The sequence below is a fragment of the Bacillus sp. AP50 genome (assembly GCF_040492675.1).
In the GTDB taxonomy this organism is placed as follows: domain Bacteria; phylum Bacillota; class Bacilli; order Bacillales; family Bacillaceae_G; genus Bacillus_A; species Bacillus_A cereus.
The window spans coordinates 1-26691 of record NZ_JBEUTW010000085.1; the positions used below are offsets into that span (position 1 = coordinate 1).

A 26691-nucleotide genomic window follows, 5' to 3' on the forward strand; every position below is an offset into this window, starting at 1 on the left:
AGTAGTATGTGTCGAATTTTGAACGGAAATAAAGCGTTATCATTATATCTTATAAGTACGTAATAAGAGATGTATATTCACGAATGTAGTATAGTATAAACATAGAATGATAGTGAAGAGAGGGGCAAAGACAATGACAGTTTATGATTTTTCAGCTAAAACAATTACCGGTGAAGAAAAATCGTTAAAAGATTACGAAGGAAAAGCACTTCTTATTGTAAATGTAGCTAGTAAATGTGGTTTCACACCGCAATATAAAGGATTACAAGAGGTGTATGATAAATATAAAGACCAAGGACTTGAAATACTCGGATTCCCTTGTAACCAATTCGGAGGACAAGAACCAGGTACAGAAGCGGACATTACTAGTTTTTGTGAATTAAACTACGGTGTAAACTTCCCAATGTTTGCAAAGGTTGATGTGAAAGGTGATAAGGCTCATCCTTTATATACATACATGACAGAACAAGCACCAGGTTTACTCGGTATGAAAGCAGTGAAATGGAATTTTACGAAGTTTTTAATTGGAAAAGACGGGAAAGTAGTAGGGCGTTTTGCGCCACAGACGAAGCCGGTAGATTTAGAGGTTGAGATTGAGAAGGTACTTGGAGAATAATTAGGAGTTTCACTTTATTAAAAAACGTCTCAAAGAACAATGTAGTTCTTTGAGACGTTTTCTTTAAACTCACATTTTCAAGATTAAATAACTGTATCAACGCCATCTGATTTAGGTAGAGAACCTGCTTTTTCCATAAGCACTTCCCATAAGTGTACGGATTTCTTCCATTCTGCTGCAGCCTGCCCCTGTTTATACATAGCGTTCTCATAACTGGCAGTAAGTTGTTGCATATCGGCCGAGTTGTAAAGTGTATCGATATGGAGAGCGTATTCTCGGAATGTTTGACTTTCACCCCGTGGTATGCCAATTCTCGCAAATTGTTTTAAAAGTGCACCGTAAGCTTTTTGATAAACAGCATCATTTTTTCGGTATTTATAGAAATGAATAATAAGAAATGTCCTCCATATCATTCTAGTGGTGAAGAGAATGTATCCCATAATACTAATTAGTATCGTAGAGAGGAATATGTACCACCAAGAAAAACTAGTTTGAGAATTTGTGACCTTTTTAGTAGAAGCTTCTTCTGTATTTTCTATTAAACTTTTAAGTTTTGCTTCATTATTTCGTTGTTGTATTTGCGTGTTATTAGAATTATTTGCTTCGCTATTTTGTGAAATAGGAGCAGGCGTATTATTTATAAAATTATAGGGATTAGTAAATCCTTTTGTTGGTTCGAATGGAATCCATCCGTATCCTGGGAAATATACTTCGACCCAAGAGTGTGCGTTATCGTTCGTGATTGTATAAACATCCTCACCTTCTGCAGAGGCAAGTGTATTGTCAAGAGTTCCTTCTGTATAGCCTTTTACCCAGCGAGCAGGAATCCCGGCAGAACGAAGTAGTACAATCATAGACGTCGAAAAATTATTACAGTAGCCGCTTTTTGTATCGAAAAGGAATTGATCTACATAATCTTGGCTTTTGGCAGGGAATAAGACATTCGTTGATTCGTATGTAAAAGAGTTGTCTGTAAAGTAATTTTCAATAGCTAATACTTTATCATATCGGTTGTCTTTATCATTTGTAAGATTGACAGCCAAGTCTTTTACGCGCTGTGGTAATGACTTGGGAAGTTGTGTGTACTTTGTCATAAAATAAGGATTTGTTTCTTGACCTTCATTTGTTTTTACAGCTTTCAAGTTTTCTATGGAAAACTCAGGGATCTCATATGTTACTTTATACGAATGTAAAGTAGTAGAAGAGTCTCCATTCATTGTATAAATTTTTTCTGAAAACGGGTCAACACTGTATGATACATCAGAAGCAGCCTCAACTGATACTAATCCTGCTGGATAGGTAAGGTGAGGGTAACTTTTTTGCATGGTAATTGTTGCCTCAGTCGTTTTCATTTTTGTATTTTGTTCGTACCAGCTTACGACGTCGTTTTTATTTTTAAAAGAAATCTTTTTCGGATTTTCAGAAATTTCCCAGCCTTTTCCTGTATAAAAATCTTTTGTTTCTACTCTCCAATATTGTTTGTTTTGCGTTCGTGCTGTGAAAACAATTGTAGGATCCGCCTTAAAAGGACCGCCTAATCGCGAGTCATCTAAACCATACCCAATTGTAGAAACTTTTTGTTCTTTACTTGCTTCAGATGTGTTGAATTTTAAAAAATCCATTGGGTTTGGCCATTGAGGGCCAAATTTTGGAGCAAAGTATGCAATGGTTGCTAATAATACGATAAATATTGTAAGTGGTCTAAGTAATTTTGAGATTTCTCTAGCATAATTTTGTAAGTGTTCACGTTCTTTTATTCGTTCTACTTGAAGAAGACTAAGCATAAAAAAGCCGATGACAACAGTACGAATAATAGCGTAGTTTGCATTGTATAAATGTAAGTTATGAAAAGTTGCGATATAAATAATAGTCAATACAAGGAATAGAAACCCACGTTTTTTATGAATAATCCAAAATGAAGTGAAAGAACTCAAAAACCAAAATGAGAGAAAAAATAAAACCGTCGGAAAAACTGGGGAAATATCTAGTAAATTCCCTTGGAAAAACAGGGAGGAATTTCGAAACATATCAGAAAAGAATGTTGTTAGCCAAGATGGATTTATAAAAGCATTTTTATAATATAGGGAATGAATGATAAATAAGACTGTGACAATTTTTATAGGAATCTGCCACCTCGTTTGAAAAAAAGAGAGAGCAAAGCAAATTCCTATAAATGTTACGAAAATATCTAATCTACCTACATTTGTAATACCTATAAGAGGTCTTAGCCATTCTAGTAAAAGAAGAAATACACATGCATGCATGAAGAATCTGTTCGTATCCCACTTGTATTTTTCTTGTAATATCATCATTTGCTCACCTCAAAAAACACGTTTGTATACCGGTTTTCATAAACCGTGTTTACAAATATTTGTCGTTTTTTTAGAGTTTCTAGTATACTGAGTTCTCGGTGTGAAAGTTGATTCGCTTTTTCTTTCACGACAAAAACCATACATTTTCTATTTCTTATAGCAGCACAATCAGCCGCCTTTTGAATATCGGGAGAAAGATTACTGGTCACGAGTATAACCGTGACGGGCTCATAAATTTTTCTTAGTTCCATGTCTACACTCTGGGAGAGCGGAAATACACTGTCTGCTTGTACTTTTGCTAAATGACAAAGGATTTGTTGTAACTGCGTATCTCCATTGTCTAAAGGGAAAATAGTTTGTTCTTTTCCGATAGACACGAATGATGCTGGTGAATTTTGTTTCAAGACAGCCCTTACAATAGAGGCAGTAAATGTGACGACTGATTCGAATAGAGGAGACTCGTTTCTGTCTATGAATATCATGATATTATGGCTGCGCTGTTGTTCAAACTCTTTTGTCATAATATTGTTTGTTCGTGCAGTTGCTTTCCAATCAATCCATGAAAAGCGATCACCAGGTTTATAGTCTCTGACACCGACAGAGATTGTAGAGTCTTTTGCTGAATTTATATTTGCTGAAAGCGCTCCTTGTTCGAAATGATTTTCCAATTGTCGATACGCTATATCTACATACTGGGGATAGACTAAAAATGTATTTGGAACTGAAAAAGTTGCTTCTTTCTCTATCATGCCGAATAAATCGCCGGTTTTGACACGTACGCTTGAAAAAGTGTGCTCGCCTCTAGGGATTGTGTCAATAACATATTGAAACGAAATATTTCGTTTCAATCCTGGGAAGAGTACTACCTTATTCATCTTTATTTGTTTACAACTTATAAATTGTGGTGGCAGTTCATCTTCTATAACTAAATAAAGTAAGGGAAAAGGAAATTTTCTTTTTATTGTAATCGTGCTTACAAATTGTTCTCCTACTACATATCCATTTTGGTTTGTTATTCGCTTTACTTCAGCGTCCCGTAAAGCGTAGAAGGGGAGTAGTAGTGAATAAAGAGCAATGGGAATTATGCTGTAAAATAAAAACCAACTTACAAACCCTCCTTGAAACATAGCGTACACAAATGTTAAGACTAGGCATAAAGGGAGTAGCAATAACTTCATAACGTGATATAGCGCTCGCAGCATTCGTTTCATCAAGGGTTCATCGTCCTTTGAGTAGGCACGGTAGTTCGTGCAACGATTTTTGCGATAACTTGTTCGCCAGTTATTCCTTCAAATTTTGCTTCCATTTTTAGAATGAGTCTATGTGCTAAAACGTAAGGGGCTAAAAGTTTAACATCGTCTGGAATAACATAATTCCTGCCATGGATAAATGCATAAGCTTGTGAAGCTTTCATTAAAGCAATCGAACCACGTGGACTTACACCTAACTGTATAGAACTGTACGTACGAGTCTGATTAACAAGCTTTACAATGTAATGCTTAATTGCTTTGTCCATACTTACTACCCGTACGCTTTGTTGTAAATAAAGTAATTCTTCTATTGTAGTAATGGTCTGTAATTGAGAGAGTGGATTCGTTTTTTTCATCCGGTTTAAAATTTCAAATTCTTCCTCTGGTGTAGGATATCCCATTTTTAGTTTCAATAAGAAACGATCGAGTTGAGCTTCTGGTAGAGAATATGTTCCTTCATATTCGACCGGATTTTGTGTAGCCATGACAAAGAACGGCTTTGGTAAAGGCTTTGTAATGCCATCTATTGTAATATTGCCTTCTTCCATACATTCAAGTAAAGCAGATTGTGTCTTTGGAGATGTACGATTAATTTCATCAGCAAGTACAAAATTCCCCATAATTGGTCCAGGCTTGAACTCAAATTGGAGCTCTTTCGGATTATAAATAGAAACTCCTGTTACATCTGACGGCAATAAATCAGGTGTAAATTGAATTCGCTTATAATCAGCATCAATGGATTTAGAAAGAGCACGTACTAGCATTGTTTTCCCGACACCAGGAACATCTTCTAATAGCACATGACCTTCAGCTAAGAGAGCTGTCAAAACTAAGATGGTTTCTTTTCGTTTTCCGACCATTATTTTTTCAATATTATTGATTATTTTTTCTACAGTGGGATGTAATGAATCAAGCTGGGGCATCGTAATCCTCCTAATGTTATTATCGTTTTCTAATCAATTTAGTGGACATATTTCTAATTCTATTTGTAGATAGTAAAACTTCTACCTTAAATTCTGAGAATATTCAGATTATTTATTTCGATTACATCTAGTATAATTGTTTCCGTAACTAAGGGCAATACAGTAAATAATGATTTGTAGTTTTATGTAAAATCAGACTCGATATAAAATAATAACATTGGGAAAAATTTTTTTACACACAATTTATACTCTTTTCCTTATGGCAGTTTTGAAATAATATCAAAACTCTTTTTCTTTTGCAAAATAGTCGATACCTCAAAATAGCATTCTCCTAATAATTAAGATTAACCATAATCTTCACAACGGAACAAAAGATTTTCTCACAAACTTATTTTCTACTGAATTTTTGACAATCTCTTGAACTGTGCGAAATGTCACATCTGTATTTTACAACCTCTCTTATAGTAAGGGTATGTAAGGGAGACGTATTAAAGGAGTGAACAGTATGAAGAAAAAAACTTCAGCACTAATGAGACGTTTAAAATATTTTTCGCCAATAGATCGTTATAACGATAATCATACACAAGAAACATATGAAGATCGCGAATGGGAAAATGTGTACAGAAAGCGTTGGCAGCATGATAAAGTAATTCGTTCTACACACGGCGTGAACTGTACTGGTTCATGTAGCTGGAATATATATGTGAAAGATGGAATTGTAACTTGGGAAGGGCAGGAGCTTAACTATCCGACTACAGGTCCTGATATGCCAGATTTTGAACCGCGAGGATGCCCACGTGGAGCAAGCTTTTCTTGGTACATTTATAGTCCACTTCGTGTGAAATACCCGTATGTACGTGGTGTTCTTTGGAATATGTGGCAAGAAGAATTGCAAAATAACGAGTCACCATTAGAGGCTTGGAAAAGCATTGTGGAAAACCGTGAAAAGGCACGTACGTATAAGCAGGCGCGTGGTAAAGGGGGATTCATTCGTGCGAATTGGGATGAAGTGTTACAACTCGTTTCAGCTTCATTACTGTACACAGTAATGAAATACGGTCCAGACCGAAATGTTGGCTTTTCACCAATTCCAGCTATGTCGATGTTAAGTCATGCTGCTGGTAGTCGCTTTATGCAACTTATGGGTGGACCGATGCTTAGCTTCTATGATTGGTATGCGGATTTACCACCAGCTTCTCCTCAAATTTGGGGTGATCAAACAGATGTACCAGAAAGTAGTGACTGGTATAACTCTGGTTACATTATGACATGGGGTTCAAATGTACCAATGACGAGAACACCAGATGCACACTTTTTAGCAGAGGTTCGATATAAAGGAACGAAAGTCGTTTCTGTCAGTCCTGATTTCGCTGAATCAACAAAGTTTGCGGATGATTGGATTAGTGTGAAACAAGGTACAGACGGTGCACTTGCGATGGCAATGGGACACGTAATCTTACAAGAATTTTACGTGGATAATCAAGTGGAATATTTCACAAAGTATGCGAAGCAATATACTGATTTTCCTTTCTTTGTCACATTGAAACAAAAAGGAGATCAATTCGTTGCTGATCGGTTCTTAAATGCTTCTGATATTGGACGAGAAACGAAGTTAGGGGAATGGAAACCTGTTCTTTGGAACGAGAATACGAATGATTTTGCAACACCTCACGGCACAATGGGGTCACGTTGGGATAATGAAAAGAAATGGAACTTGCGTTTAGAAGATGAAGAAACAGGTGAAAAGATTGATCCACGTCTTTCTTTACTTGGAATGGAAGAAGCGATTGGAACTGTACAAATTCCGTACTTCTCTGATGATGGAAACAAAGTATTAGAACGTACGATTCCAGTGAAAAAGGTTATGACAGAAGAGGGCGAATTGTTCGTTACAACTGTATACGACTTAACGTTAGCAAATTACGGTGTGAACCGAGGGCTTGGCGGACAAGAACCGAAAGACTTCAATGATGATATACCGTTTACACCTGCATGGCAAGAGAAAATGACAGGAGTAAAACGTGAGCTTATTATTCAAATCGCTCGTGAGTTCGCACAAAATGCTGTTGATACGAATGGTCGCTCAATGATAATTGTCGGAGCGGGTATTAACCATTGGTTTAACTCTGATACGATTTATCGCGCCGTTTTAAATCTTGTTCTTCTCGTTGGAGCACAAGGTGTAAACGGCGGTGGTTGGGCTCATTATGTTGGTCAAGAAAAATTAAGACCAGCAGAAGGATGGCAAACAATCGCGATGGCAAAAGATTGGCAAGGTCCACCGAAATTACAAAACGGTACATCCTTCTTCTATTTCGTAACAGATCAATGGCGTTATGAAGATACACCTGTTGGACATTTAGCATCACCAGTTGAAGGTAACTCTCGTTATCAACATCACGGTGATTACAACGTATTAGCTGCACGACTTGGCTGGTTACCTTCTTATCCAACATTCGAGAAAAATGGAATTGAATTATATAAAGAGGCTGTTGCTGCTGGTGCAACAACGCAAGAAGAAATCGGAAAATACGTTGCACAAAAATTAAAAGAAAAAGAACTGAAATTTGCGATTGAAGATCCAGATAACAAAAACAACTTCCCGCGCAACTTATTCGTATGGCGTGCGAATTTAATTTCGAGTTCTGGTAAAGGACATGAATATTTCTTAAAACATTTATTAGGTACAACAAACGGGTTAATGAATGACGACAGTGATTCATTACGACCAGAAGAAATAAAGTGGCATGAAGAAGCGCCAGAAGGGAAGCTTGATTTACTCATTAATTTAGATTTCCGTATGGCTGGAACAGCACTGTATTCTGATATCGTCTTACCTGCTTCAACTTGGTACGAAAAACACGATTTAAGCAGTACAGATATGCATCCATTTGTACATCCATTTAATCCGGCAATCGGTTCACCGTGGGAAGCGCGCTCTGACTGGGATATTTTCACTTCTCTTTCTAAAGCAGTGTCTGATTTAGCGAAGAAAATCGATCTTGAACCAATGAAAGAAGTTGTGGCAACACCGCTTCTTCATGATACACCGCAAGAATTAGCGCAACCACTTGGCAAAATTAAAGACTGGAGTAAAGGCGAGTGTGAACCGATTCCAGGTAAAACGATGCCACAAATTCACGTTGTTGAAAGGGATTATAAAACGATTTATGACAAAATGACTGCGCTTGGACCAAATGCCGGAAAACAACCGATTGGTACGAAAGGGATCTCTTGGTCAGCAGAAAAAGAGTATGAGCAATTAAAGAGCAAATTAGGAGTCGTTCGAACGGATTCTATCGCGAAAGGTTGTCCAGACATTAAAGAAGCAATCAATGCTGCTGAAGCGGTATTAACACTATCTTCTACAACAAACGGTCATATGGCAGTAAAAGCATGGGAAGCACTTGAAAAACAAACAGATTTAAAACTACGTGATTTAGCAGAAGAACGTGAAGAAGAATGCTTTACATTCGAACAAATTACAGCACAACCGAAAACAGTAATTACTTCTCCGGCCTTTACAGGTTCAGAAAAAGGTGGACGACGTTACTCACCGTTTACAACAAATGTGGAACGTCTCATCCCTTGGAGAACGATAACTGGTCGACAATCTTTCTACTTAGACCATGACATGATGAAAGAATTTGGTGAAACGATGGCAACATTTAAACCAATTCTGCAACATAAACCGTTCCGTAAATCACGACCTGAAGTAGAAGGGAAAGAAATTACATTAAACTATTTAACACCGCATAATAAGTGGTCGATTCATAGTATGTACTTCGATTCATTACCGATGTTAACGCTATTTAGAGGTGGTCCAACTGTTTGGATGAATAAAGAGGACGCTGCTGAAGCGGGTGTTGCAGATAATGATTGGATTGAGTGCTTTAATCGTAACGGTGTTGTTGTAGCGCGTGCTGTTGTAACGCACCGTATACCGAGAGGAATGGCATTTATGCATCATGCGCAAGATCGTCACATTAACGTACCTGGTACGAAATTAACAAGTAATCGCGGGGGAACGCATAATAGTCCAACTCGAATTCACGTAAAACCGACACATATGATTGGTGGATATGGTCAATTAAGTTATGGATTTAACTATTATGGTCCAACTGGGAACCAGCGTGATTTAAATGTTGTAATCCGTAAACTGAAGGAGGTAGATTGGCTTGAAGATTAAAGCACAAGTCGGAATGGTAATGAACCTAGATAAATGCATCGGCTGTCATACTTGTAGCGTAACATGCAAAAACACCTGGACAAATCGTCCAGGTGCTGAATATATGTATTTCAATAACGTAGAAACGAAACCAGGTATTGGTTATCCGAAACAATGGGAAGATCAGGAGAAATATAAAGGCGGCTGGGAATTGAAAAATGGTGAAATTCAGCTAAAATCCGGTTCGAAAATGAAACGTCTTATGAATATTTTCCACAATCCAGATCAACCAACGATTGATGATTACTTTGAACCTTGGAACTATGATTATGAAACGTTAACAAATAGTCCGCAGCGTAAGCATCAGCCAGTTGCTCGTCCGAAATCAGCAATTACAGGCGAATTTATCGACAAAATTGAATGGGGTCCAAACTGGGAAGATGACTTAGCAGGCGGACATATAACTGGATTGCAAGATCCAAACGTAAAGAAAATGGAAGAAGAAATTAAAACAGATTTTGAAAACGTCTTTATGATGTATTTACCACGCATATGTGAACATTGTATGAATCCATCTTGCGTATCATCTTGTCCATCTGGTGCGATGTATAAGCGTGAAGAAGATGGAATTGTTCTTGTAGATCAAAATGCATGTCGCGCATGGAGATTCTGCGTATCATCTTGTCCATATAAAAAAGTGTATTTTAACTGGCAAACGAATAAAGCTGAAAAATGTACAATGTGCTTCCCACGTATTGAAGCTGGTATGCCAACAATTTGTTCAGAAACATGTGTAGGACGTATCAGGTATATTGGAGTAATGCTATATGACGCTGATAAAGTAAAAGAAGCAGCTTCTGTTGAAGACGAAAAAGATTTATATGAATCGCAGCTTACTGTTTTCCTAGATCCAAATGATCCAGAAATAGCAGCTGAAGCGAAAAAACAAGGCATTCCTGAAGAATGGATTAAAGCAGCACAACAGTCACCTATCTATAAAATGATTATCGATTGGAAAATTGCTCTGCCTCTTCACCCGGAGTATCGTACAATGCCGATGGTTTGGTATATCCCTCCGCTTAGCCCAATTATGAACATGGTGGAAGGGAAAGGTAGTAACTGGCAAGCAGAAGAGGTTTTCCCTGCAATTGATAATATGCGTATTCCAATTCAATATTTAGCGAATTTACTCACTACAGGGGATGAATCACACATTCGTCTTACATTGAAAAAAATGGCTGTTATGCGAACATATATGAGAGCACTGCAAATTAATAAAGAGCCAAATGAAGCTGTATTAAAAGAACTTGGTTTAACGAAACAGGATGTAGAAGATATGTATCGTCTTCTTGCCATTGCGAAATATAAAGATCGCTTCGTTATCCCGACATCTCACCGTGAACAAGTGGCAGATTTATATAGCGAACAAGGAAGCTGTGGTTTATCATTCACAGGTGGTCCAGGCTCTTGTATGACAATTTCTTAAATAAAGGGGGCAGAAAATTATGAGACAAAGTTTACAAACAGCTTTTTCTTGTTCTTCTTTTCTTCTCTCCTATCCTGAACTAGGGTGGAGAGAAGCTGTAACTGAATTGCAAGAAGAGGTTGAAACAATAGAACAGGAAGACGTTAAAGCGTCACTTACAGCCTTTATAAAGCAAGCGCTAGATAAAACGAATGATCAACTCATTGATAGTTACGTATATACATTCGATTTTGGTAAGAAAACAAATATGTATCTTACTTATATGAACACTGGTGAACAAAGAGAAAGAGGTATTGAATTACTGGAGTTAAAACAGCATTATAAAAAATCTGGTTTTGAAGTAACAGATAAAGAATTACCTGATTATTTACCGCTATTGCTTGAGTTCTTTGCAAATGCAAATGAGATAGACAGTGAACCAATTATGAGTAAATACACGGAGAATATACAAGCGTTACACGTTCAATTAAAAGAAGCAGACAGTATGTATGAACCAATTCTTGCGGCTGTTCTACTCGCTATCGAAACATGGGGTGTACAGACAAATTAGAAAGGAGAGTTGTTAAAATGATGGATCAATTTCTATGGGTATTGTTTCCCTATATCATTTTTGCAATCTTTATCGGTGGACATATTTTTAGATACAACTATGATCAATTTGGATGGACATCAAAATCTAGTGAACTATTAGAAAAGAAAATGCTCCGACTCGGAAGTCTATTATTTCACTTTGGGATCATGTTCGTAATTGGCGGTCATGTTATGGGGATTTTAATTCCAGAAGCTGTATACCGTTCAGTAGGTATTTCTGAGCATGTGTACCATGTAGTAGCAATTAGTTTCGGACTTCCGGCAGGTGTTGCTTCTATTATCGGTTTAATTATATTAACGTACCGCCGCGTAACTGTAAAACGTATCATTGCAACGAGTACAAAGGGAGATTATATTGCGCTTATTTTATTACTTATCGTAATGCTAGCAGGACTTTCTTCAACATTTTTAAATATCGATTCAAAAGGATTTGATTATCGTACAACGATTGGCCCTTGGTTCCGAAGTCTCTTTATTTTCCAACCGAAAGTTGAATATATGATGGAAGTACCAATATGGTTTAAAATTCACATTCTCGCAGGGATGGGGCTTTTCGCAGTGTGGCCATTTACAAGACTTGTACATGTATTTAGTGCCCCAATTAAATATGTAAGCCGTAGTTATGTGATTTACAGAAGACGTATTCCTAATGAGTTGAAAAAATAATACTGCTGTAAACGGATAGGAGCTAATGGTTAAAACGAAACGAGGTCTAATATGGAAGGCCTCGTTTTTGTTTACATAGGCAATAAACGTTAATAAGTAGTTTAAATTGAAAAAAGATTAGCATCTAAATAAGATGCTAATCAATGCTACAAACAGAAGCAGAGCAATCTTCACAAGCAATTTCACATTTTAAAAATTGTAAATCGTGGATTGTAATCTTTCCTTTATGAATTGAAATTGTACCTTGCTTTTTTAATTCATTTAACATTCGATTTACACTTTCACGTGAAGTTGCACAGAAATTAGCGAGTTCTTGATTCGTTAATGGTAAATCGATGAGAATACCATTTTCTTTTAATACACCGTAACTATTTGTCATTCGTATAAGAGTAGAGTACAGGGCACCTTTTTTGCCGTGTAATACTAAATCTCGGAACTTCGTTTGCATTCTTCTTAAATGTTCACTAATCCATTTCATAAATTCAAATACAAGAGCGGGTTTTTGGAGTAATGCTTTTTCTAACGCTTCACGTTTTATTACACCTACTTCAACATCTTCAAGACATTTTGAGTTTAATAAATATTTTGCATTATCCGTGAACAATGTTAATTCTCCAATAATGTCATATTCCGAACAAATTCGAAGTGTTAATTCTTGTCCGTCAGCACTAAGTTTACTAATTTGTACTTTCCCTGAGTGAATGATATAGAGTTCTGTTGCCTCCATACCTTCTTGAAAAATAAAACTACCTTTTTTTATCTGCATTTTATATTCAACAGATGCAAGTAATTCTTTTAAATCTTGAGATAATGTCATACTGTTTGCCACAGTGATCACCTTTCTTCTTATAAGCAATACATTTCCTATTTTGAGTGTAAGTATGATGAAAATGCAAGAGCTATTTAAAAATAAATTGAAATTTCAATGACCGTAAGGAGGAGTGGCTAAAGATGTGAACAAAATGCGAACGGATTTGTGAAAATTTTTTGAATGGGGAAAGTGATGTGAGAAAAGTCACATTGAATATGTAGCTTCTTTTTTATAATGAAGGCAAATAAAAAAATGAAAGCTTACTAAGGATTGCAGCAGAAAAGAAGGGATAGAGATGCACGAGAATATGAAAGATTCTTTAAAGCGGCCACTTCAAGATTTACGCATTTCAGTTATTGATCGTTGTAATTTTAGGTGCATATATTGTATGCCTACTGAAGTGTTCGGACCTGATTATGCTTTTTTACAGGAAGAGTGTTTATTAACATTTAATGAAATAGAAAGGTTAGCGAGATTATTTATAAGTATGGGAGTTAATAAAATTAGGCTTACTGGCGGTGAACCTTTATTGCGTAAAGACTTACCGAAGTTAATTGCAAGACTTACAAATCTAGAAGGCTTAAAAGATATTGGACTCACAACAAACGGAATTCATTTAGCAAAACAAGCTAAGGCGCTAAAAGACGCGGGATTAAAACGTGTAAATATTAGTTTAGATGCGATAGAGGACCATGTCTTCAAAAAAATTAACGGAAGAAATGTAAGTACAAAACCTGTACTGAAAGGAATAGAAGCAGCAAATGCTGCTGGATTAGAAGTAAAGGTAAATATGGTCGTAAAAAAAGGGATGAATGATAGTCAAATTCTTCATATGGCGCGTTATTTTAAAGAAAAAGAAATTCAGCTCCGTTTCATTGAGTTTATGGATGTAGGCAGTACAAACGGATGGAATTTTGAAGAAGTCATTACGAAGGAACAATTAATAGAGAAAATTAATCGTGTATATCCAATTGAGCCCGCTCAGCCTCGTTATTTTGGAGAGGTTGCGAAATTGTATCGATATGTAGGGAGTAATGCAGAAGTTGGATTTATTACTTCTGTTTCTGAGTCATTTTGTTCTTCTTGTACGAGAGCTCGTATTTCGGCAGACGGCAAGTTTTTCACATGCCTATTTGGAGCGAAAGGAACGGATTTGCGAACGCTTCTTCGAGAAAATATTTCTGATGCATCACTATTAAAAATTTTAAATGATACATGGCGATATAGAACAGATCGATATTCAGATGAAAGAACGGTTGAGAATACAAGTAAACGTCCAAAAGTTGAAATGTCTTACATTGGTGGATAGTGAAAGGAGGATTTCTTATGCAAGAGCGTTATTCAAGACAAGTGTTGTTTTCTGGAATTGGTGAAATGGGACAAAGAAAAATAAGAGAAAAGCATGTGCTCCTAATCGGTGCGGGTGCGCTAGGAGCTGCGAATGCAGAAGCACTTGCTAGGATGGGAATTGGGAAATTGACAATTGCTGATCGTGACTACGTCGAATGGAGTAATTTACAGCGGCAGCAGTTATATACAGAAGAAGATGCGCAGCAGTGTAAACTAAAAGCAATTGCAGCAGCAGAACATGTAAGAAAGATTAATTCTGAAGTGGAAATTGTACCAGTTGTAACAGATGTCACAATGCGAGAAATAGAAGAGTTAACAAAAGATGTGGATCTCATATTAGATGCGACTGACAATTTCGATACGCGTCTACTTATAAATGACATTTCACAAAAAGAAAATATACCTTGGATATATGGCGGATGTATTGGGAGTTACGGTGTAACGTATACAATTCTTCCTGGGAAAACACCATGTTTTCGCTGTCTAATGGATCATCCTATGGGCGGTGCAACATGCGATACAGCCGGAATCATTCAGCCAGCTGTACAAATGGTCGTTGCTCACCAAGTTACAGAGGCGATGAAAATATTGGTGGGTGATTATGAATCATTAAGAGGGACGATGTTGTCATTTGATATTTGGAACAATCAATATCTCTCATTAAAAGTAAATAGACAGAAGAAAAGTACATGTCCTTCTTGTGGGAAATCACGAACGTATCCAAGCTTAATATTTGAAGCGCAAATGAAAACGGAAGTGTTATGCGGACGGAATACAGTTCAAATCCGTTCAGGAATAAAGAGAAATCTTAATTTAACCGAAATTCAAAAACGATTACAAAAAAGTGTACATGTCAAAAAAACGCCTTACTTACTATCATTTCTAGTTGATGAATATCGTTTTGTTTTATTTATAGACGGTAGGGCATTTATTCATGGGACAAATGATGTGAAAATAGCAAAACGATTATACGCCAAATATATAGGATGAACAGAAAAATCGTTTTTTCCTTATTAAAACGAGGTGAAAAAGAATGTTAGATAAACGTATACCAATTCCAGTAGCAGAAGCAGTTGCTCGTGTAATGAAATATGCCTACCAAGGTGAAATGGAAAAGGTTTCTCTTATAGAAAGCTACGGTAGAACACTTGGAGAAGATGTTATTGCAGATCATGATGTTCCGCATTTTGATCGCTCTCCATACGACGGGTTTGCGATTCGAGCGGAAGATACAAAAGAAGCGAGTAGTAGTAACCCCATTCAATTTGAAGTAATTGGCGAAATTGGAGCAGGCTTTGTTTTTACAGAAGAAGTGAAAGAATTTCAAGCTGTCCGTATTATGACAGGTGCCGCAATTCCGGAAGGGTGTAATGCGGTTGTTATGTTAGAGCTAACGGAAGGATTTGAAGAAAACGAAAAGATTTATATGGTATTAAAACGCTCTTTCTCTTCTGGCGATAACATTTCTTTTAAAGGAGAAGATGTAAACCAAAATAGCATCCTTGTGAAAAAAGGGACTGTTATTAATCCTGGAGTAGCAGCGCTTCTTGCTACGTTTGGTTATAGTTCCGTACATGTTATAAAACAGCCGGTTATTGGAATTGTAACAACAGGAAGCGAACTGCTTGAAGTACATGAACAATTAAAGCTAGGGAAGATTCGAAATAGTAACTCTTATATGATTGCTGCTCAAATTGAACGAGCCGGCGGAGTTGTACAGTATTATGGGCAATTCGCTGACGATTTAGAGACGTGTTATAACACTGTAAAAAAAGCGATGAAAGAAGTCGATATTTTAATTACAACTGGTGGCGTTTCGGTAGGAGATTATGACTATTTACCTGCTATTCATAAGAGGTTACAAGCTAATATACTTTTTAACAAAATAGCGATGCGACCAGGAAGTGTGACAACTGTAGCTGAGGTAGAAGGAAAACTACTATTTGGTTTATCTGGTAATCCTTCTGCTTGTTATGTCGGATGTGAGTTATATGTTCGACCAGTCATTGGAACATATTTGCATAGGAAAGATCCACACATTTATCGTGCAGAAGCAATTTTACAAAAAGACTTTTCGAAAGCAAATCCGTTTACTCGTTTTGTAAGAGGGAGAGTGGAATTTGTAGATGGTCAATTACAAGTTACACCAGTTGGTTTAGATAAATCTAGCGCAATTTCTTCACTTGCAGAAGCGAATGCATTTATCGTTTTGCCGGGGGGAACGAGAGGATTTGAAGCCGGAATAATCGTTTCGGTACTGTTATTAGAATCAAACGTCGGAAGTGAGTGGCCGTGGGATGAACCGCTTCGATCATATAAATAATAGAAAATAGATTGCTAACTTATACAAAGATAAGAGGTGCAAAATGACACATACGTATTATGAAGTAATTGATACACCTATTTCAATTGAGGAAGTTACAAACAAAGTAATTCGTCGTGAGTGTGGCGCAGTTACTACTTTCGTTGGTACTGTTAGAGAATTTACGAAAGGGCGTCGTACGCTACATTTAGAGTATGTAGCATATAAAACAATGGTAGAAAAACAACTTGAGAGAATTGGTACTGAAGTAGGAGAGAGGTGGCCTGGGACATTTGTCGCCATTACACATCGCATTGGTACATTACAAATTTCTGATCTTGCTGTTGTCGTCGCTGTTTCTACACCACATCGGAAAGCAGCCTATGAGGCGAACGAATATATTATGGAGCGTATAAAACAAATCGTTCCAATTTGGAAGAAAGAATTTTGGGAAGATGGTGAATCATGGGTTGGTGATCAGTTAGAGAATGTAGCATATGAGAATGGTGAGCCTGAAGAGGAGATGAGAATATGATTGAAGTACTATTATTTGCACATTTACAAGAAGAAGTAAGTAAGCCAGCATTACAAATCGATTGTGAAAATATTACAGTTGCTGAACTAAAGAAGGTACTCATTAAGAAATACAACGTAGCGATTTCAAATGAAATCATGGTGGCTATAAATGAAGAGTATGCAAATGAGAATGACATCATTCAAACTGGTGATACTGTGGCGATGATTCCGCCAGTAAGTGGTGGTTGATTCTTTTCGACCTAATCATGTTACGACGTGATTAGGCTGGAGAGAATGAATATAACTATGCATACATAGGAGGGAACAGGATGAAAAGTCCTAATTTTCAATTAAGTTTACAAACTTCTAATCTAATTATAGGTTTTATGGTATGGGTCATTTTATCATCATTAATGCCTTATATTAAAGTGGATATCCCATTAACTGCGGGGCAAATTTCTATGGTCACAGCAGTACCCGTTATTTTAGGTTCTGTTCTTCGCATTCCAATTGGTTATTGGACAAATCGTTTCGGAGCAAGAAAATTATTCTTTATTAGTTTTATTCTATTATTACTTCCTGTCTTTTATATTAGTGTTGCCAATTCTATGATGGATTTAATTATTGGTGGATTATTTGTAGGAATCGGTGGTGCTGTATTCTCTGTAGGAGTAACTTCTTTACCAAAATACTTTCCGAAAGAGAGTCATGGTTTTGTAAATGGTATTTACGGTGTCGGTAACGCCGGAACAGCAATTACTTCATTTTTAGCGCCTGTTATCGCAACTTCAGTTGGCTGGAGAACGACAGTACAATGTTATTTAGTTTTACTTGCAGCATTTGCACTTATGAACTTTTTATTAGGTGATCGTAGGGAGAAAAAGGTGAATACACCATTAATGGAACAAATAAAAGGTGTATATAAAAATGAGAAACTTTGGTTTTTATGTATCTTTTACTTTTTAACATTCGGATCATTTGTCGCATTTACAGTATACTTACCAAACTTTTTAGTATCTCACTTCGGATTAGAGAAAGTAGATGCTGGTATGCGAACTGCAGGATTCATCGTACTCGCAACAATTATGCGTCCGATTGGTGGTTGGCTCGGCGATAAGTTTAATCCATTTAAAATATTAATCTTCGTATTTATCGGTTTAACACTTTCAGGTATTATTTTATCATTCATGCCTAGTATGAACGTGTATACATTTGGTTGCTTACTAGTCGCATTTTGTGCAGGCATTGGTAATGGTACAATCTTTAAACTCGTTCCAATGTACTTCTCAGAACAAGCAGGTATTGTAAATGGACTCGTTTCAGCTTTAGGTGGACTAGGAGGGTTCTTCCCGCCCCTAATTTTAACATTACTATTCCAACTAACAGGCCATTATGCAATTGGATTTATGGCATTATCAGAAGTCGCACTTGCTTGTTTAATCATTACAGTGTGGATGTATAGTCAAGAAAAGCTGTTAGTGATGTTAAAGAATCATTAATAAGGAAAAAGAACCATCCCAAAGTATTTTGGGATGGTTCTTTTAGTAATAGGCTTCAACATGTTTTTATTGATCTCTCAATAAACGCTTATTTTCTATAAGAATGTGCTTTTAAAATGAAGATGTCAAAAGTTATTCAATTAAAGGGCAGATTAGTTAAGGAAATCTTTAAAGTATTTACATATAGACTTGCGAAAAAAGACACAATCTCGCTTATAATTAAAGTTATATGAGCTTAGGGTGATAGCGATGGGGTGGGAGTGTCAAGTAAGAATTTTATGCATAATTGCCACTAAGGGAGATGATTAAAAGTTGAGTAAACAGAATATCAGCACAATAGTTTCAGGAGATTTGATTGTTACCCATCTAATTGGCCAGATTAATACAGAGGATGTGTATGAATGGTTTAATGATTTTGAGCAGGTTTGTCAGCAATTTATTTCTGAGGGTCGGAAATACAAATTGTTGGTGGATAGAAAAGGGTATACCCCAAATCATTTTTCTGTTCAAAAAGTATGGAAAGATAAGTTCTTCAATGAAACCATTTTGAATCATAGTAAGGCAATTGCATTTCTTCTTGAAGAAGGAGAGATACTGAAGTATTTGCAACAATCCAATACAAAAGAATCCGTGGAGTTTTTTGATGATTATGAACAAGCGCTAATTTGGTTGAATGAATATCCAATATAAAAACTGAATAGAAAGAGTTGCTCGTAATGTTACACTTGTCATGAAATTTATTTGTTTACAAGTTGCAAACACCATTTATTTTCTTCATAGATTGCTTGTGAAATAAAAGAACGGAACTACAACAAAAAGAACAAACGTCCCCTAAAAAACGTTTGTCCAAAGGTAATTACTATTTTAACTAAGAAATAGATTACAATTTATGTGTACGAGAAATCTTTTTTATAAGTTTAGGCAATATAGATGTTAGTTCTTGCTTCAAACGCTTCGTAAATGATGGATCTTTACCAGAAGTTGAAATAGTGACAACATATTCATTATTTCTTATAACGCCAGGTGTGTGAAAAGATGATTCTGTACCATCACTTACAACGTTAACCCACTGGAAATCATGAGCGGCCTGTTTGACCATCATATTTACAGCGTGTTGATTTGTAGCTGCATAAATAAGGTGAGCATCTTTAATATCATCATTACTAAAAGCTTTTTGCTTCCAAGTAATATAAGAAAGTTCCTTCATTTCCTCGCAAATTTCTGGACTGACAACAGTGACGAAAGCGCCTGTATCTTTTAATCCAGACGCTTTTCGATATGCAATTTTACCTCCACCAATGATAACAACCACTTTATTTTGTAGATTAAACATAAGAGGGTACATGTTATACATATATGCATTCCTCCATTCGTTCTAACAATGTTAGTTTCATATATGTATCAAACTGAAGACAGTTACAAGTCGTAACATGATTGTATTTTTTTGTATGCAATTCAATTTTTTGAAGTAATAATCCGGTAAAGAGAAGGTATGGCATGACATATACATGGGACGCAGTCGATGGTATATCCTTGAGCTCAGCAGTAAAAGAGGGAGTTCCTTTCGTTAAAAAGGAACAGGATACTGGCATACCAAGTTTTCGTTGGACAGCTGCTCCGATTAGTTGTAACTCATGTATCGGTTGTGTATCACTACTGCCTCGTCCTACGAGTAAAATACTACTATTTTGCATTGGCATAGCTTCACGTATTCTTTTCACTACAAGTTCCACCATATGTGGATGTGTACTAAAAGGAGGTACAACTGAAAATGTTATTTGTGGATATTTCTTTTGTAGTTGTTCTATTTCAAAAGGAATATCACGTTTATAGTGAGCTGCTGCAAATAATAAAACAGGTACAATCATTATTTCAGTTACTCCCTCTATTATCGTTTCTGTAACTGCATCCGAAATAGTAGGTGTCGTTAGTTCTAGAAAAGCTATTTTTTGAATTCTTTCGTTTCGCTCTTTCATAACAGATTGAATAAATTGAATGAATTGTTCATTACCTTCTTGTAGCCGGCTCCCATGTCCAACATATACAATTCCTTTCATTGTCTCACCATGTCTTTCTTCATAAGAGTTTCTTGTAATTGATGATCTACGTTATGAAACCCAACTTTATTTGCATAGTATAAAGTTGGAACGTCGGTATACGAGAATGGGAGAGTAAGAATATCGATAAAGCCAAGGCGTTTTATTTCTGCTAGAAACGTATCAATAGAAGCACGACCTTCAAATACAATGCTATCCCATGAGAATTCAGAAAGCATACGTGAATGAATTTCATCGAAGCGATGATCAATTGTGTACTCATGAGTCATCATATAGGAACCAGCACCAATTTTTTCTTGTATAAAAGCAATTCGGTTAATGTTTCGTCCTAAATAAACTGTTGTATTGGAAGAGAACTCTGCTTGTTTACTTAGTAGCCCATATTGCATAAGTTTTTCTTGAGTGGCAACGTTCATATGTTGTAGTTGCGCTTGTAAAGAACGAATATCTTTTTGGTGTTTACTACATGATTGCATCAATATTTCTACACTTTCAGCTGAACAAAAAACAAGACGATTAACGTTAAAAATTTCATTGATTTGTTCAAGTGTTAATGTGTATTCTACCTTTTTGAAAGTAGGAATTTGATATATTTCTGCACCGGCTTCTTGTAACTTTTGCTTCATTGAACTTGTTTTATTCGTTGCAGATGCAAATAAAACTTTTTTCTCGTGTAATGGTTTACGTTCTTTCCAAGCGATCTGATCCCGTAAGGAAACGACATCACCAATAATTGTCATAGAAGGATTAGAAATATTTTCGTTTTTGACAATAGAAACAATGGTAGACAGTGTCCCTGTGACAACGCGCTGTTTACCAGTTGTACCCCATTCAATGACTGCTACTGGCGTATCTTCTTTTTTTCCTGCTTGTAGTAAGTTTTCACAAATTGTAGGTAAGTTTTTTATACCCATGTAGTAGGCAATCGTGTCGCTATTGTAAGATGAATTATATTTTCCATGATCGGTTAAAGGACCTTTTGCATGTCCGGTTAATAAAGTGACACTATTACTGTAGTCACGGTGGGTGAGGGGAATACCTGCATAGATACTAGCGGCGATGCTAGATGTAATACCTGGTACAATTTCATATGGAATATTTGCTGATGCTAAAGTTTCTGCTTCTTCACCAACACGGCCAAAAATAGATGGATCTCCGCCTTTTAAGCGGACTATGATTTTTCCTTCTTTCGCAAATTGAAGGAGGTGTGAGTTAATCATTTCTTGACGCATAGTATGATTCTTTGGCATTTTTCCGCAATAAATAAGTTCACATGTTTCTTTTGTATAATTAAGAAAGGAAGGGTTTAATAAGCGGTCATATAAGACGATATCTGCACGATTTAAGCACTCTATCGCTTTTTTTGTAATAAGCCCTTCATCACCTGGTCCTGCACCAACTAAATATACATATCCGTTCATATTCGCACCTCGTCTATTTTTATTTAAAAGGAAGCCAGGGGAGGCTTCCTTTTTTAAATTACATGTATATATAAATATCCCCGTCAATAACTTCTACTTCATACGTTTGAATACAACCGTCATCAGGTTTTTGAACTTCACCTGTTAGTAGTGAAATTTTCCAATCATGTAGGGGACAAAAGACGAATTCTCCAGATACAATACCTTCCGCTAATGGCCCTTTTTTATGAGGACAACGATTTTCTACAGCTCGAATATCGCCATTTGAAAGGCGGAATAGGGCGAAAGACATACCTTTCATTTGCACCTCTTTACCGATTTGAATAGGAAGGTCTTCTGCACGCATAACTTTTATTTTTTCTTTCGTTTGTATCATATAGATCACAGCTCCTTATTTCACAGTTTCTACTTCATACATCGCTTTTAATGATTTCGTTTCTAGTGCTTGTCCCCATGCTTCTTTATATGTGCCACGAGCTTTTTGGAAACGTTCATTTAACTTAGTGACCATATTTGCATCTTGCAGTATTTCCTTTATGTGATCGAAGCCTAATCGTTCTGTCCAGTAGGCAGTACGCTCTCCATAAATACCAGTTTCACGATAATATTGCATGTAAGCTGTAGCGATGCGAAGGACATCATCTTCAGTAGGGACAATCATTACAAAATCAGCTTCGCGTACTTCCGTACCACCATTTCCGCCAATATAAAGTTGGTATCCATTTTCGACACAAACAACGCCAAAATCTTTCGTCAGTACTTCCGCACAGTTACGTGGACAGCCCGTTACACCCATCTTCATTTTATGAGGTGTATCTACCATTTCTAATGATTGTTCAAGCAACATACCAAGTCCTAATGAATCTTTCGTACCGAAACGGCAGAAACGAGAGCCAACACATGATTTTACATTACGAAGAGATTTTGAATACGCATATCCAGAAGCCATATTTAATTCAGCCCATACGTTAGGTAAATCTTGTTTCTTAACACCGTATAAGCCAATTCGGCTCGCACCTGTAATTTTCACAAGTGGAACATCGTACTTTTTCGCAACTTCAGCAATTTTCATTAAATCATCTGCTGTTGTAACGCCTCCGTACATACGTGGAATAACAGAGAAGGTACCATCGTGCTGGATGTTACCATTCATTCTTTCATTCACGAAACGGGATGATTTATCATCTTCATATTCTTCTGGAATCGCCATACGTAAATAGTAGTTTAAAGCAGGACGACATTTCGAACATCCATCTTCATGTACAAAACCAAGAACGTTTCGTACTTCTTTTGGAGATTTTAAACCTTTCTCATGAATGGCCGCTACGACTTCATCACGTGATAAAGGTGTACATCCGCACATACCGGTAGACTGTGCAGAAGCATCAAAAGCATCTCCAAGTGTATGAGATAAAACTTGTTCTACAAGCGGACGACATTTACCACAAGACCCTGCGGCTTTCGTACAGGCTTTAACTTCTTCAAAAGTCTTTAACTCCTGTTCTAAAATGGCGTGAACGATTGTGCCTTTCGTAACACCATTACATCCGCAAATTGTGTCATCCGCACTCATAGTAGCAACGTCAAGTTCACATTCTTCACCAGCTTTGTGAAGAATGGAAGCTGGTGTATATTCTTGTATATCTTCTTCTTTCTTTAATATGCTAAAGAGGCGGGTACCGTCAGCTGTATCACCGTATAAAACGATACCGACGACTTTATTATCACGAATTAATATTTTTTTATAGGAACGTTTACATTCATTAAAGATGGATATTGCTTTCGTTTGATCATCTTCATAAATTTGGCCAGCAGAGAATAAATCACAACCAGCAACTTTTAATTGTGTACCGACGATACTGCCCGAATATCCATCAGTTTGTAAATTTGTTATATGTTTTGCTAATATCGCACCTTGTTCATAAAGAGGAGCAACAAGTCCATATGCGATACCGTCATGCTCTGCACATTCTCCAACTGCATAAATGGACTCATCATTTGTTAGCATATAGTCATTGACTACAATACCGCGATTTACAATTAGACCAGCATCTTTTGCTATTTGCGTATTTGGCCGTATTCCGACAGCCATTACGATTAAATCACAATCTACAACTTCACCGTCTTCAAATTGAATGCCCTCAACATGGTCTGTACCAAGAATTTTTACAGTTTTCTTTTCCATTAAAAACTTCATGCCTTGTGCTTCTAAATCTTCACGCAGAAGAGCAGCTGCTTTCGTATCTAGTTGTTGCTCCATTAAGCTAGGCATTAAATGAACAACATGTACGTCCATTCCTAAATCAATTAGACCTCTTGCGGCTTCTAAACCGAGTAACCCGCCACCAATGACAACGGCCTTTTTCTTTTCTTTAGCGGTATCTATCATAAATTGTGTATCTTCAATAGTTCGAAATCCTGTTACACCAGAAAGTGCGGAACCTTCAACAGGTAAAATAAAAGCACTAGAACCTGTTGCGATAATGAGCTTGTCGTATGTAAGAGTACGCTTCTTTTCTGTAATAATAATTTTTTCTTCTCGGTTAATACTTTGAACTCTTTCATTCGTATACAAAGTTATTTCGTTTTCTTCATACCAACTGTATTCATTCATAATGATATCTTGTATATTTGTTTTGCCTTGTAAAACATGAGAGAGCATAATGCGGTTGTAGTTTGGATGCGGTTCATCTCCAAAAATAGTAATCTCATATGAATCACTATCATGTTTTAAGATTTCTTCCATACAGCGAATGCCAGCCATACCATTTCCGATCATAACTAAACGTTTTTTCATTTTCGTTTCCCCTTTTTATGTGAAATATTGAACAAAGGATTATATTTTTATTATAGAAAATCAAATAAGGGGGAGATGTGATATTTATCACATCTTTATAATGATTCACAAATTGTTAAAATTCGGTTTTATGTGAAGGGGATGTGAATATTTTTCGCAAAACGAAAAAGCAGGCCATAAGTATTTACACTCATGTCCTGCACTTGATTTATGCTTTCGTAATGGCACGCGGAAATAAAATATTATTTTCTAAATGAATATGCTCAAATAAATCAGACTCTAGCGCTTCGAGGCGTTGGTAAACAAGTCGATAAGTACCGCAAGCACCTTCTGGAGGAGTAAAGTCATTTGTCACTTTACGAAGTTCTTTTATAATATTTCCAGCATGATTGTGCTCATTTTCTAGTTCATTTACTACTTTACGTAACTTAGCATAGTTTTCATTAGTTGGATTTTGTTCAAATTCTAAAATTAATGGAAAATCTTCCATTTCTTCTTTAATTAAATGCTGTTCTAATTCCATTTTAAGTTCATGAAATAGCTTATGAATTTGAGCTAAATGAGGCTGACTTGCCCCATGAACACGTAATACTTTTGTCACATATGGACTTAACTGTGGTAATTCTTCATTTAAATAGCGGTGATGCTTATTTATAACATAATCAATCAATTCACGATAAGAAGCATTTTTCCAATCAATTTCCGATTCATTTAATCGTTTCGTATTATGATAAAGCGTATTTAACTCTGTAAGCACTTCAGTAGCTGATAAATTTCTTTCATGAATTGCATCAATAAGTGGCTTATTACCGCCACAACAAAAATCTATTCTATATGATTTAAAAAGATCACTAGCTTTCGGAAATTGTGTAACAATCTCACCAACAATTGAAGTTTCAGTAAATGTATGTTCCATATGAATGCCTCCATAAAATTTTAATGTAATATCTGAATTAAGAATAGCGATAAATTAAAATCTATGTAGTGATTGAAATCACTTATTCTGTGTCGTTTTTGAGAATAATAAGAAGAATGTTATTAAAATAAGGGGGAAAGTAATAAGTGGTAATATTTTACGTTAATAAAAAAGAAGCTTTGTAAAAGCTTCTTTTTTATTACTATTTTTCACATGCAATTCCATCGCCATCACGATCAAGATGAGAGCTATAACCTGGTTGCCCTTTATGTAAAGGAGCTTTCCCAGCTGCTCTAACTGCAGCACAATTTTTGTAGTATGCACTATCAGTATTACCATTAGCTGGTTGTGTTTGAGCTTGCTGTGCTTTTTGTTCTTCTTGTTGTTTGCGAGCTTGTTCATCAGCCAGAGTTCATCAGCCAGACGTTTTTCATCCTCTTGCTTACGAGCTTGTTCTTCGGCTAGACGCTTCTCATCTTCTTGCTTTTGAGTTTTTTCGTCCGCCTCTTTCTTTTCTAGCTCTTTTTTCTGTTCGCTATCTTTTGGCTCTTCATTATTAGAGGCAACTTTTGTACTAGTTGCTGTCGTTTTTTCAGAAGAAGGAGCTGAAATACCTAATAACGCAACAAAAATGACAAATAATACAGCTGTAATAATAAATTGTTTTTTCGCTACACCTGTTTTCTTAATAACAGATAAGATTGCTAGAACAAGGAAGAATATAAATAGAATGAAACTTAAAGTAGAAAAAAACTCGACGACGGGGTGTTCCGATTTTGGTGTACCGGCCGTTATTAATATAATAGAAATCATAAAAAGAATAACGGTAGGACGTCCATATTGTTTTGATTTTCCATTTTTCTTAAAGAATGAAATGATACATAAGATTAAAAGAATAAAAGCAATAAAAAATAAAGCTGCACCAATATTACTTAAAATCGACATTTTCATACCTCCATTTGTAAGATTCTTCTTATTGATTATATAGGAATTTATTGGATATTACACGT

At 36.3% G+C, this 26691-nt stretch carries 22 protein-coding genes and 1 pseudogene; 12 read left to right on the forward strand and 11 right to left on the reverse strand.

Annotated features, from left to right (window positions below; genetic code table 11):
• Positions 1-133: 133 nt before the first annotated feature.
• Positions 134-616: a glutathione peroxidase gene (gene bsaA, locus ABWK52_RS08100; protein ID WP_000219434.1), complete on the forward strand. Its 483-nt coding sequence runs from the start codon at positions 134-136 to the stop codon at positions 614-616.
• 83 nt (positions 617-699) lie between these two features.
• On the opposite strand, the gene ABWK52_RS08105 is transcribed toward bsaA, so the two are convergent.
• The 3 genes from ABWK52_RS08105 to ABWK52_RS08115 are packed head-to-tail and all read right to left on the reverse strand — an operon-like array spanning position 700 to position 5101.
• The gene (locus ABWK52_RS08105) at positions 700-2928 is read right to left on the reverse strand and encodes a transglutaminase TgpA family protein (protein WP_097998236.1); all 2229 of its coding nucleotides are present in this window, start codon (positions 2926-2928) and stop codon (positions 700-702) included.
• Positions 2925-4139 (reverse strand): DUF58 domain-containing protein, encoded by a 1215-nt coding sequence (locus ABWK52_RS08110; RefSeq protein WP_097998235.1) that lies wholly within the window; start codon positions 4137-4139, stop codon positions 2925-2927. Before ABWK52_RS08110 ends, ABWK52_RS08105 begins: the two co-directional genes overlap by 4 nt.
• A complete protein-coding gene (locus ABWK52_RS08115) occupies positions 4139-5101 on the reverse strand; it encodes an AAA family ATPase (protein ID WP_097998234.1) in 963 nt (320 codons plus the stop codon). Before ABWK52_RS08115 ends, ABWK52_RS08110 begins: the two co-directional genes overlap by 1 nt.
• 505 nt (positions 5102-5606) lie before the next feature.
• On the opposite strand from ABWK52_RS08115, the gene ABWK52_RS08120 reads away from it, so the two are divergent.
• From ABWK52_RS08120 to narI, 4 genes are read left to right on the forward strand one after another with little or no spacing between them, the layout of a single operon-like run.
• Positions 5607-9290: a nitrate reductase subunit alpha gene (locus tag ABWK52_RS08120; RefSeq protein WP_000730782.1), complete on the forward strand. Its 3684-nt coding sequence runs from the start codon at positions 5607-5609 to the stop codon at positions 9288-9290.
• Entirely contained in the window at positions 9280-10755 is a 1476-nt protein-coding gene (narH, locus tag ABWK52_RS08125) for a nitrate reductase subunit beta (RefSeq protein WP_000692665.1), read from the forward strand. The genes ABWK52_RS08120 and narH overlap by 11 nt, the downstream gene beginning before the upstream one ends.
• A 19-nt stretch (positions 10756-10774) precedes the next feature.
• Positions 10775-11305, forward strand: a complete 531-nt coding sequence (narJ, locus tag ABWK52_RS08130) for a nitrate reductase molybdenum cofactor assembly chaperone (protein ID WP_001249923.1) — start codon at positions 10775-10777, stop codon at positions 11303-11305.
• 17 nt (positions 11306-11322) lie between these two features.
• Positions 11323-12012: a respiratory nitrate reductase subunit gamma gene (gene narI, locus ABWK52_RS08135; RefSeq protein WP_000969223.1), complete on the forward strand. Its 690-nt coding sequence runs from the start codon at positions 11323-11325 to the stop codon at positions 12010-12012.
• Between the two features lie 136 nt (positions 12013-12148).
• Here narI and ABWK52_RS08140 read toward each other — a convergent pair whose 3' ends face one another.
• Complete coding sequence (locus tag ABWK52_RS08140; protein ID WP_000013866.1) at positions 12149-12841, reverse strand: Crp/Fnr family transcriptional regulator; 693 nt, start codon at positions 12839-12841, stop codon at positions 12149-12151.
• A gap of 277 nt (positions 12842-13118) precedes the next feature.
• Here ABWK52_RS08140 and moaA point away from each other — a divergent pair, with 277 nt between their 5' ends.
• From moaA to ABWK52_RS08175, 7 genes are all read left to right on the forward strand, one after another.
• Positions 13119-14132 (forward strand): GTP 3',8-cyclase MoaA, encoded by a 1014-nt coding sequence (moaA, locus tag ABWK52_RS08145; protein ID WP_098542448.1) that lies wholly within the window; start codon positions 13119-13121, stop codon positions 14130-14132.
• Between the two features lie 17 nt (positions 14133-14149).
• Positions 14150-15163 carry a molybdopterin-synthase adenylyltransferase MoeB gene (locus tag ABWK52_RS08150; RefSeq protein ID WP_001158126.1) on the forward strand — a complete coding sequence of 338 codons (1014 nt, stop codon included), beginning with the start codon at positions 14150-14152 and terminating at the stop codon, positions 15161-15163.
• A gap of 43 nt (positions 15164-15206) precedes the next feature.
• Positions 15207-16496 (forward strand): molybdopterin molybdotransferase MoeA, encoded by a 1290-nt coding sequence (locus tag ABWK52_RS08155; protein WP_000884819.1) that lies wholly within the window; start codon positions 15207-15209, stop codon positions 16494-16496.
• Positions 16497-16539: 43 nt separating this feature from the next.
• A complete protein-coding gene (locus tag ABWK52_RS08160; protein ID WP_061655331.1) occupies positions 16540-17010 on the forward strand; it encodes a molybdenum cofactor biosynthesis protein MoaE in 471 nt (156 codons plus the stop codon).
• Positions 17007-17240, forward strand: a complete 234-nt coding sequence (gene moaD / locus ABWK52_RS08165; protein ID WP_000573682.1) for a molybdopterin converting factor subunit 1 — start codon at positions 17007-17009, stop codon at positions 17238-17240. The genes ABWK52_RS08160 and moaD overlap by 4 nt, the downstream gene beginning before the upstream one ends.
• A gap of 80 nt (positions 17241-17320) precedes the next feature.
• Entirely contained in the window at positions 17321-18490 is a 1170-nt protein-coding gene (gene narK, locus ABWK52_RS08170; protein WP_000841858.1) for a nitrate transporter NarK, read from the forward strand.
• Between the two features lie 312 nt (positions 18491-18802).
• On the forward strand, positions 18803-19180 hold the full coding sequence (locus tag ABWK52_RS08175) for an STAS/SEC14 domain-containing protein (protein WP_000043362.1): 378 nt from the start codon (positions 18803-18805) through the stop codon (positions 19178-19180).
• Between the two features lie 190 nt (positions 19181-19370).
• On the opposite strand, the gene ABWK52_RS08180 is transcribed toward ABWK52_RS08175, so the two are convergent.
• The 7 genes and pseudogenes from ABWK52_RS08180 to ABWK52_RS08210 form a co-directional block, all read right to left on the reverse strand.
• Positions 19371-19844, reverse strand: coding sequence for a precorrin-2 dehydrogenase (locus ABWK52_RS08180; RefSeq protein ID WP_000282595.1), 474 nt, complete (start codon positions 19842-19844; stop codon positions 19371-19373).
• Positions 19837-20547, reverse strand: a complete 711-nt coding sequence (locus ABWK52_RS08185) for a sirohydrochlorin chelatase (protein WP_000676475.1) — start codon at positions 20545-20547, stop codon at positions 19837-19839. Before ABWK52_RS08185 ends, ABWK52_RS08180 begins: the two co-directional genes overlap by 8 nt.
• Positions 20544-21968 carry a uroporphyrin-III C-methyltransferase gene (locus ABWK52_RS08190; RefSeq protein ID WP_097998230.1) on the reverse strand — a complete coding sequence of 475 codons (1425 nt, stop codon included), beginning with the start codon at positions 21966-21968 and terminating at the stop codon, positions 20544-20546. Before ABWK52_RS08190 ends, ABWK52_RS08185 begins: the two co-directional genes overlap by 4 nt.
• 58 nt (positions 21969-22026) lie before the next feature.
• Positions 22027-22344 carry a nitrite reductase small subunit NirD gene (gene nirD, locus ABWK52_RS08195; protein WP_000616682.1) on the reverse strand — a complete coding sequence of 106 codons (318 nt, stop codon included), beginning with the start codon at positions 22342-22344 and terminating at the stop codon, positions 22027-22029.
• 15 nt (positions 22345-22359) lie between these two features.
• The gene (gene nirB / locus ABWK52_RS08200; protein WP_000746918.1) at positions 22360-24765 is read right to left on the reverse strand and encodes an NADPH-nitrite reductase large subunit; all 2406 of its coding nucleotides are present in this window, start codon (positions 24763-24765) and stop codon (positions 22360-22362) included.
• 208 nt (positions 24766-24973) lie between these two features.
• The gene (gene ric, locus ABWK52_RS08205) at positions 24974-25681 is read right to left on the reverse strand and encodes an iron-sulfur cluster repair di-iron protein (protein ID WP_000401361.1); all 708 of its coding nucleotides are present in this window, start codon (positions 25679-25681) and stop codon (positions 24974-24976) included.
• Positions 25682-25883: 202 nt separating this feature from the next.
• A pseudogene (locus ABWK52_RS08210) lies at positions 25884-26626 on the reverse strand (excalibur calcium-binding domain-containing protein).
• Positions 26627-26691: the final 65 nt, after the last annotated feature.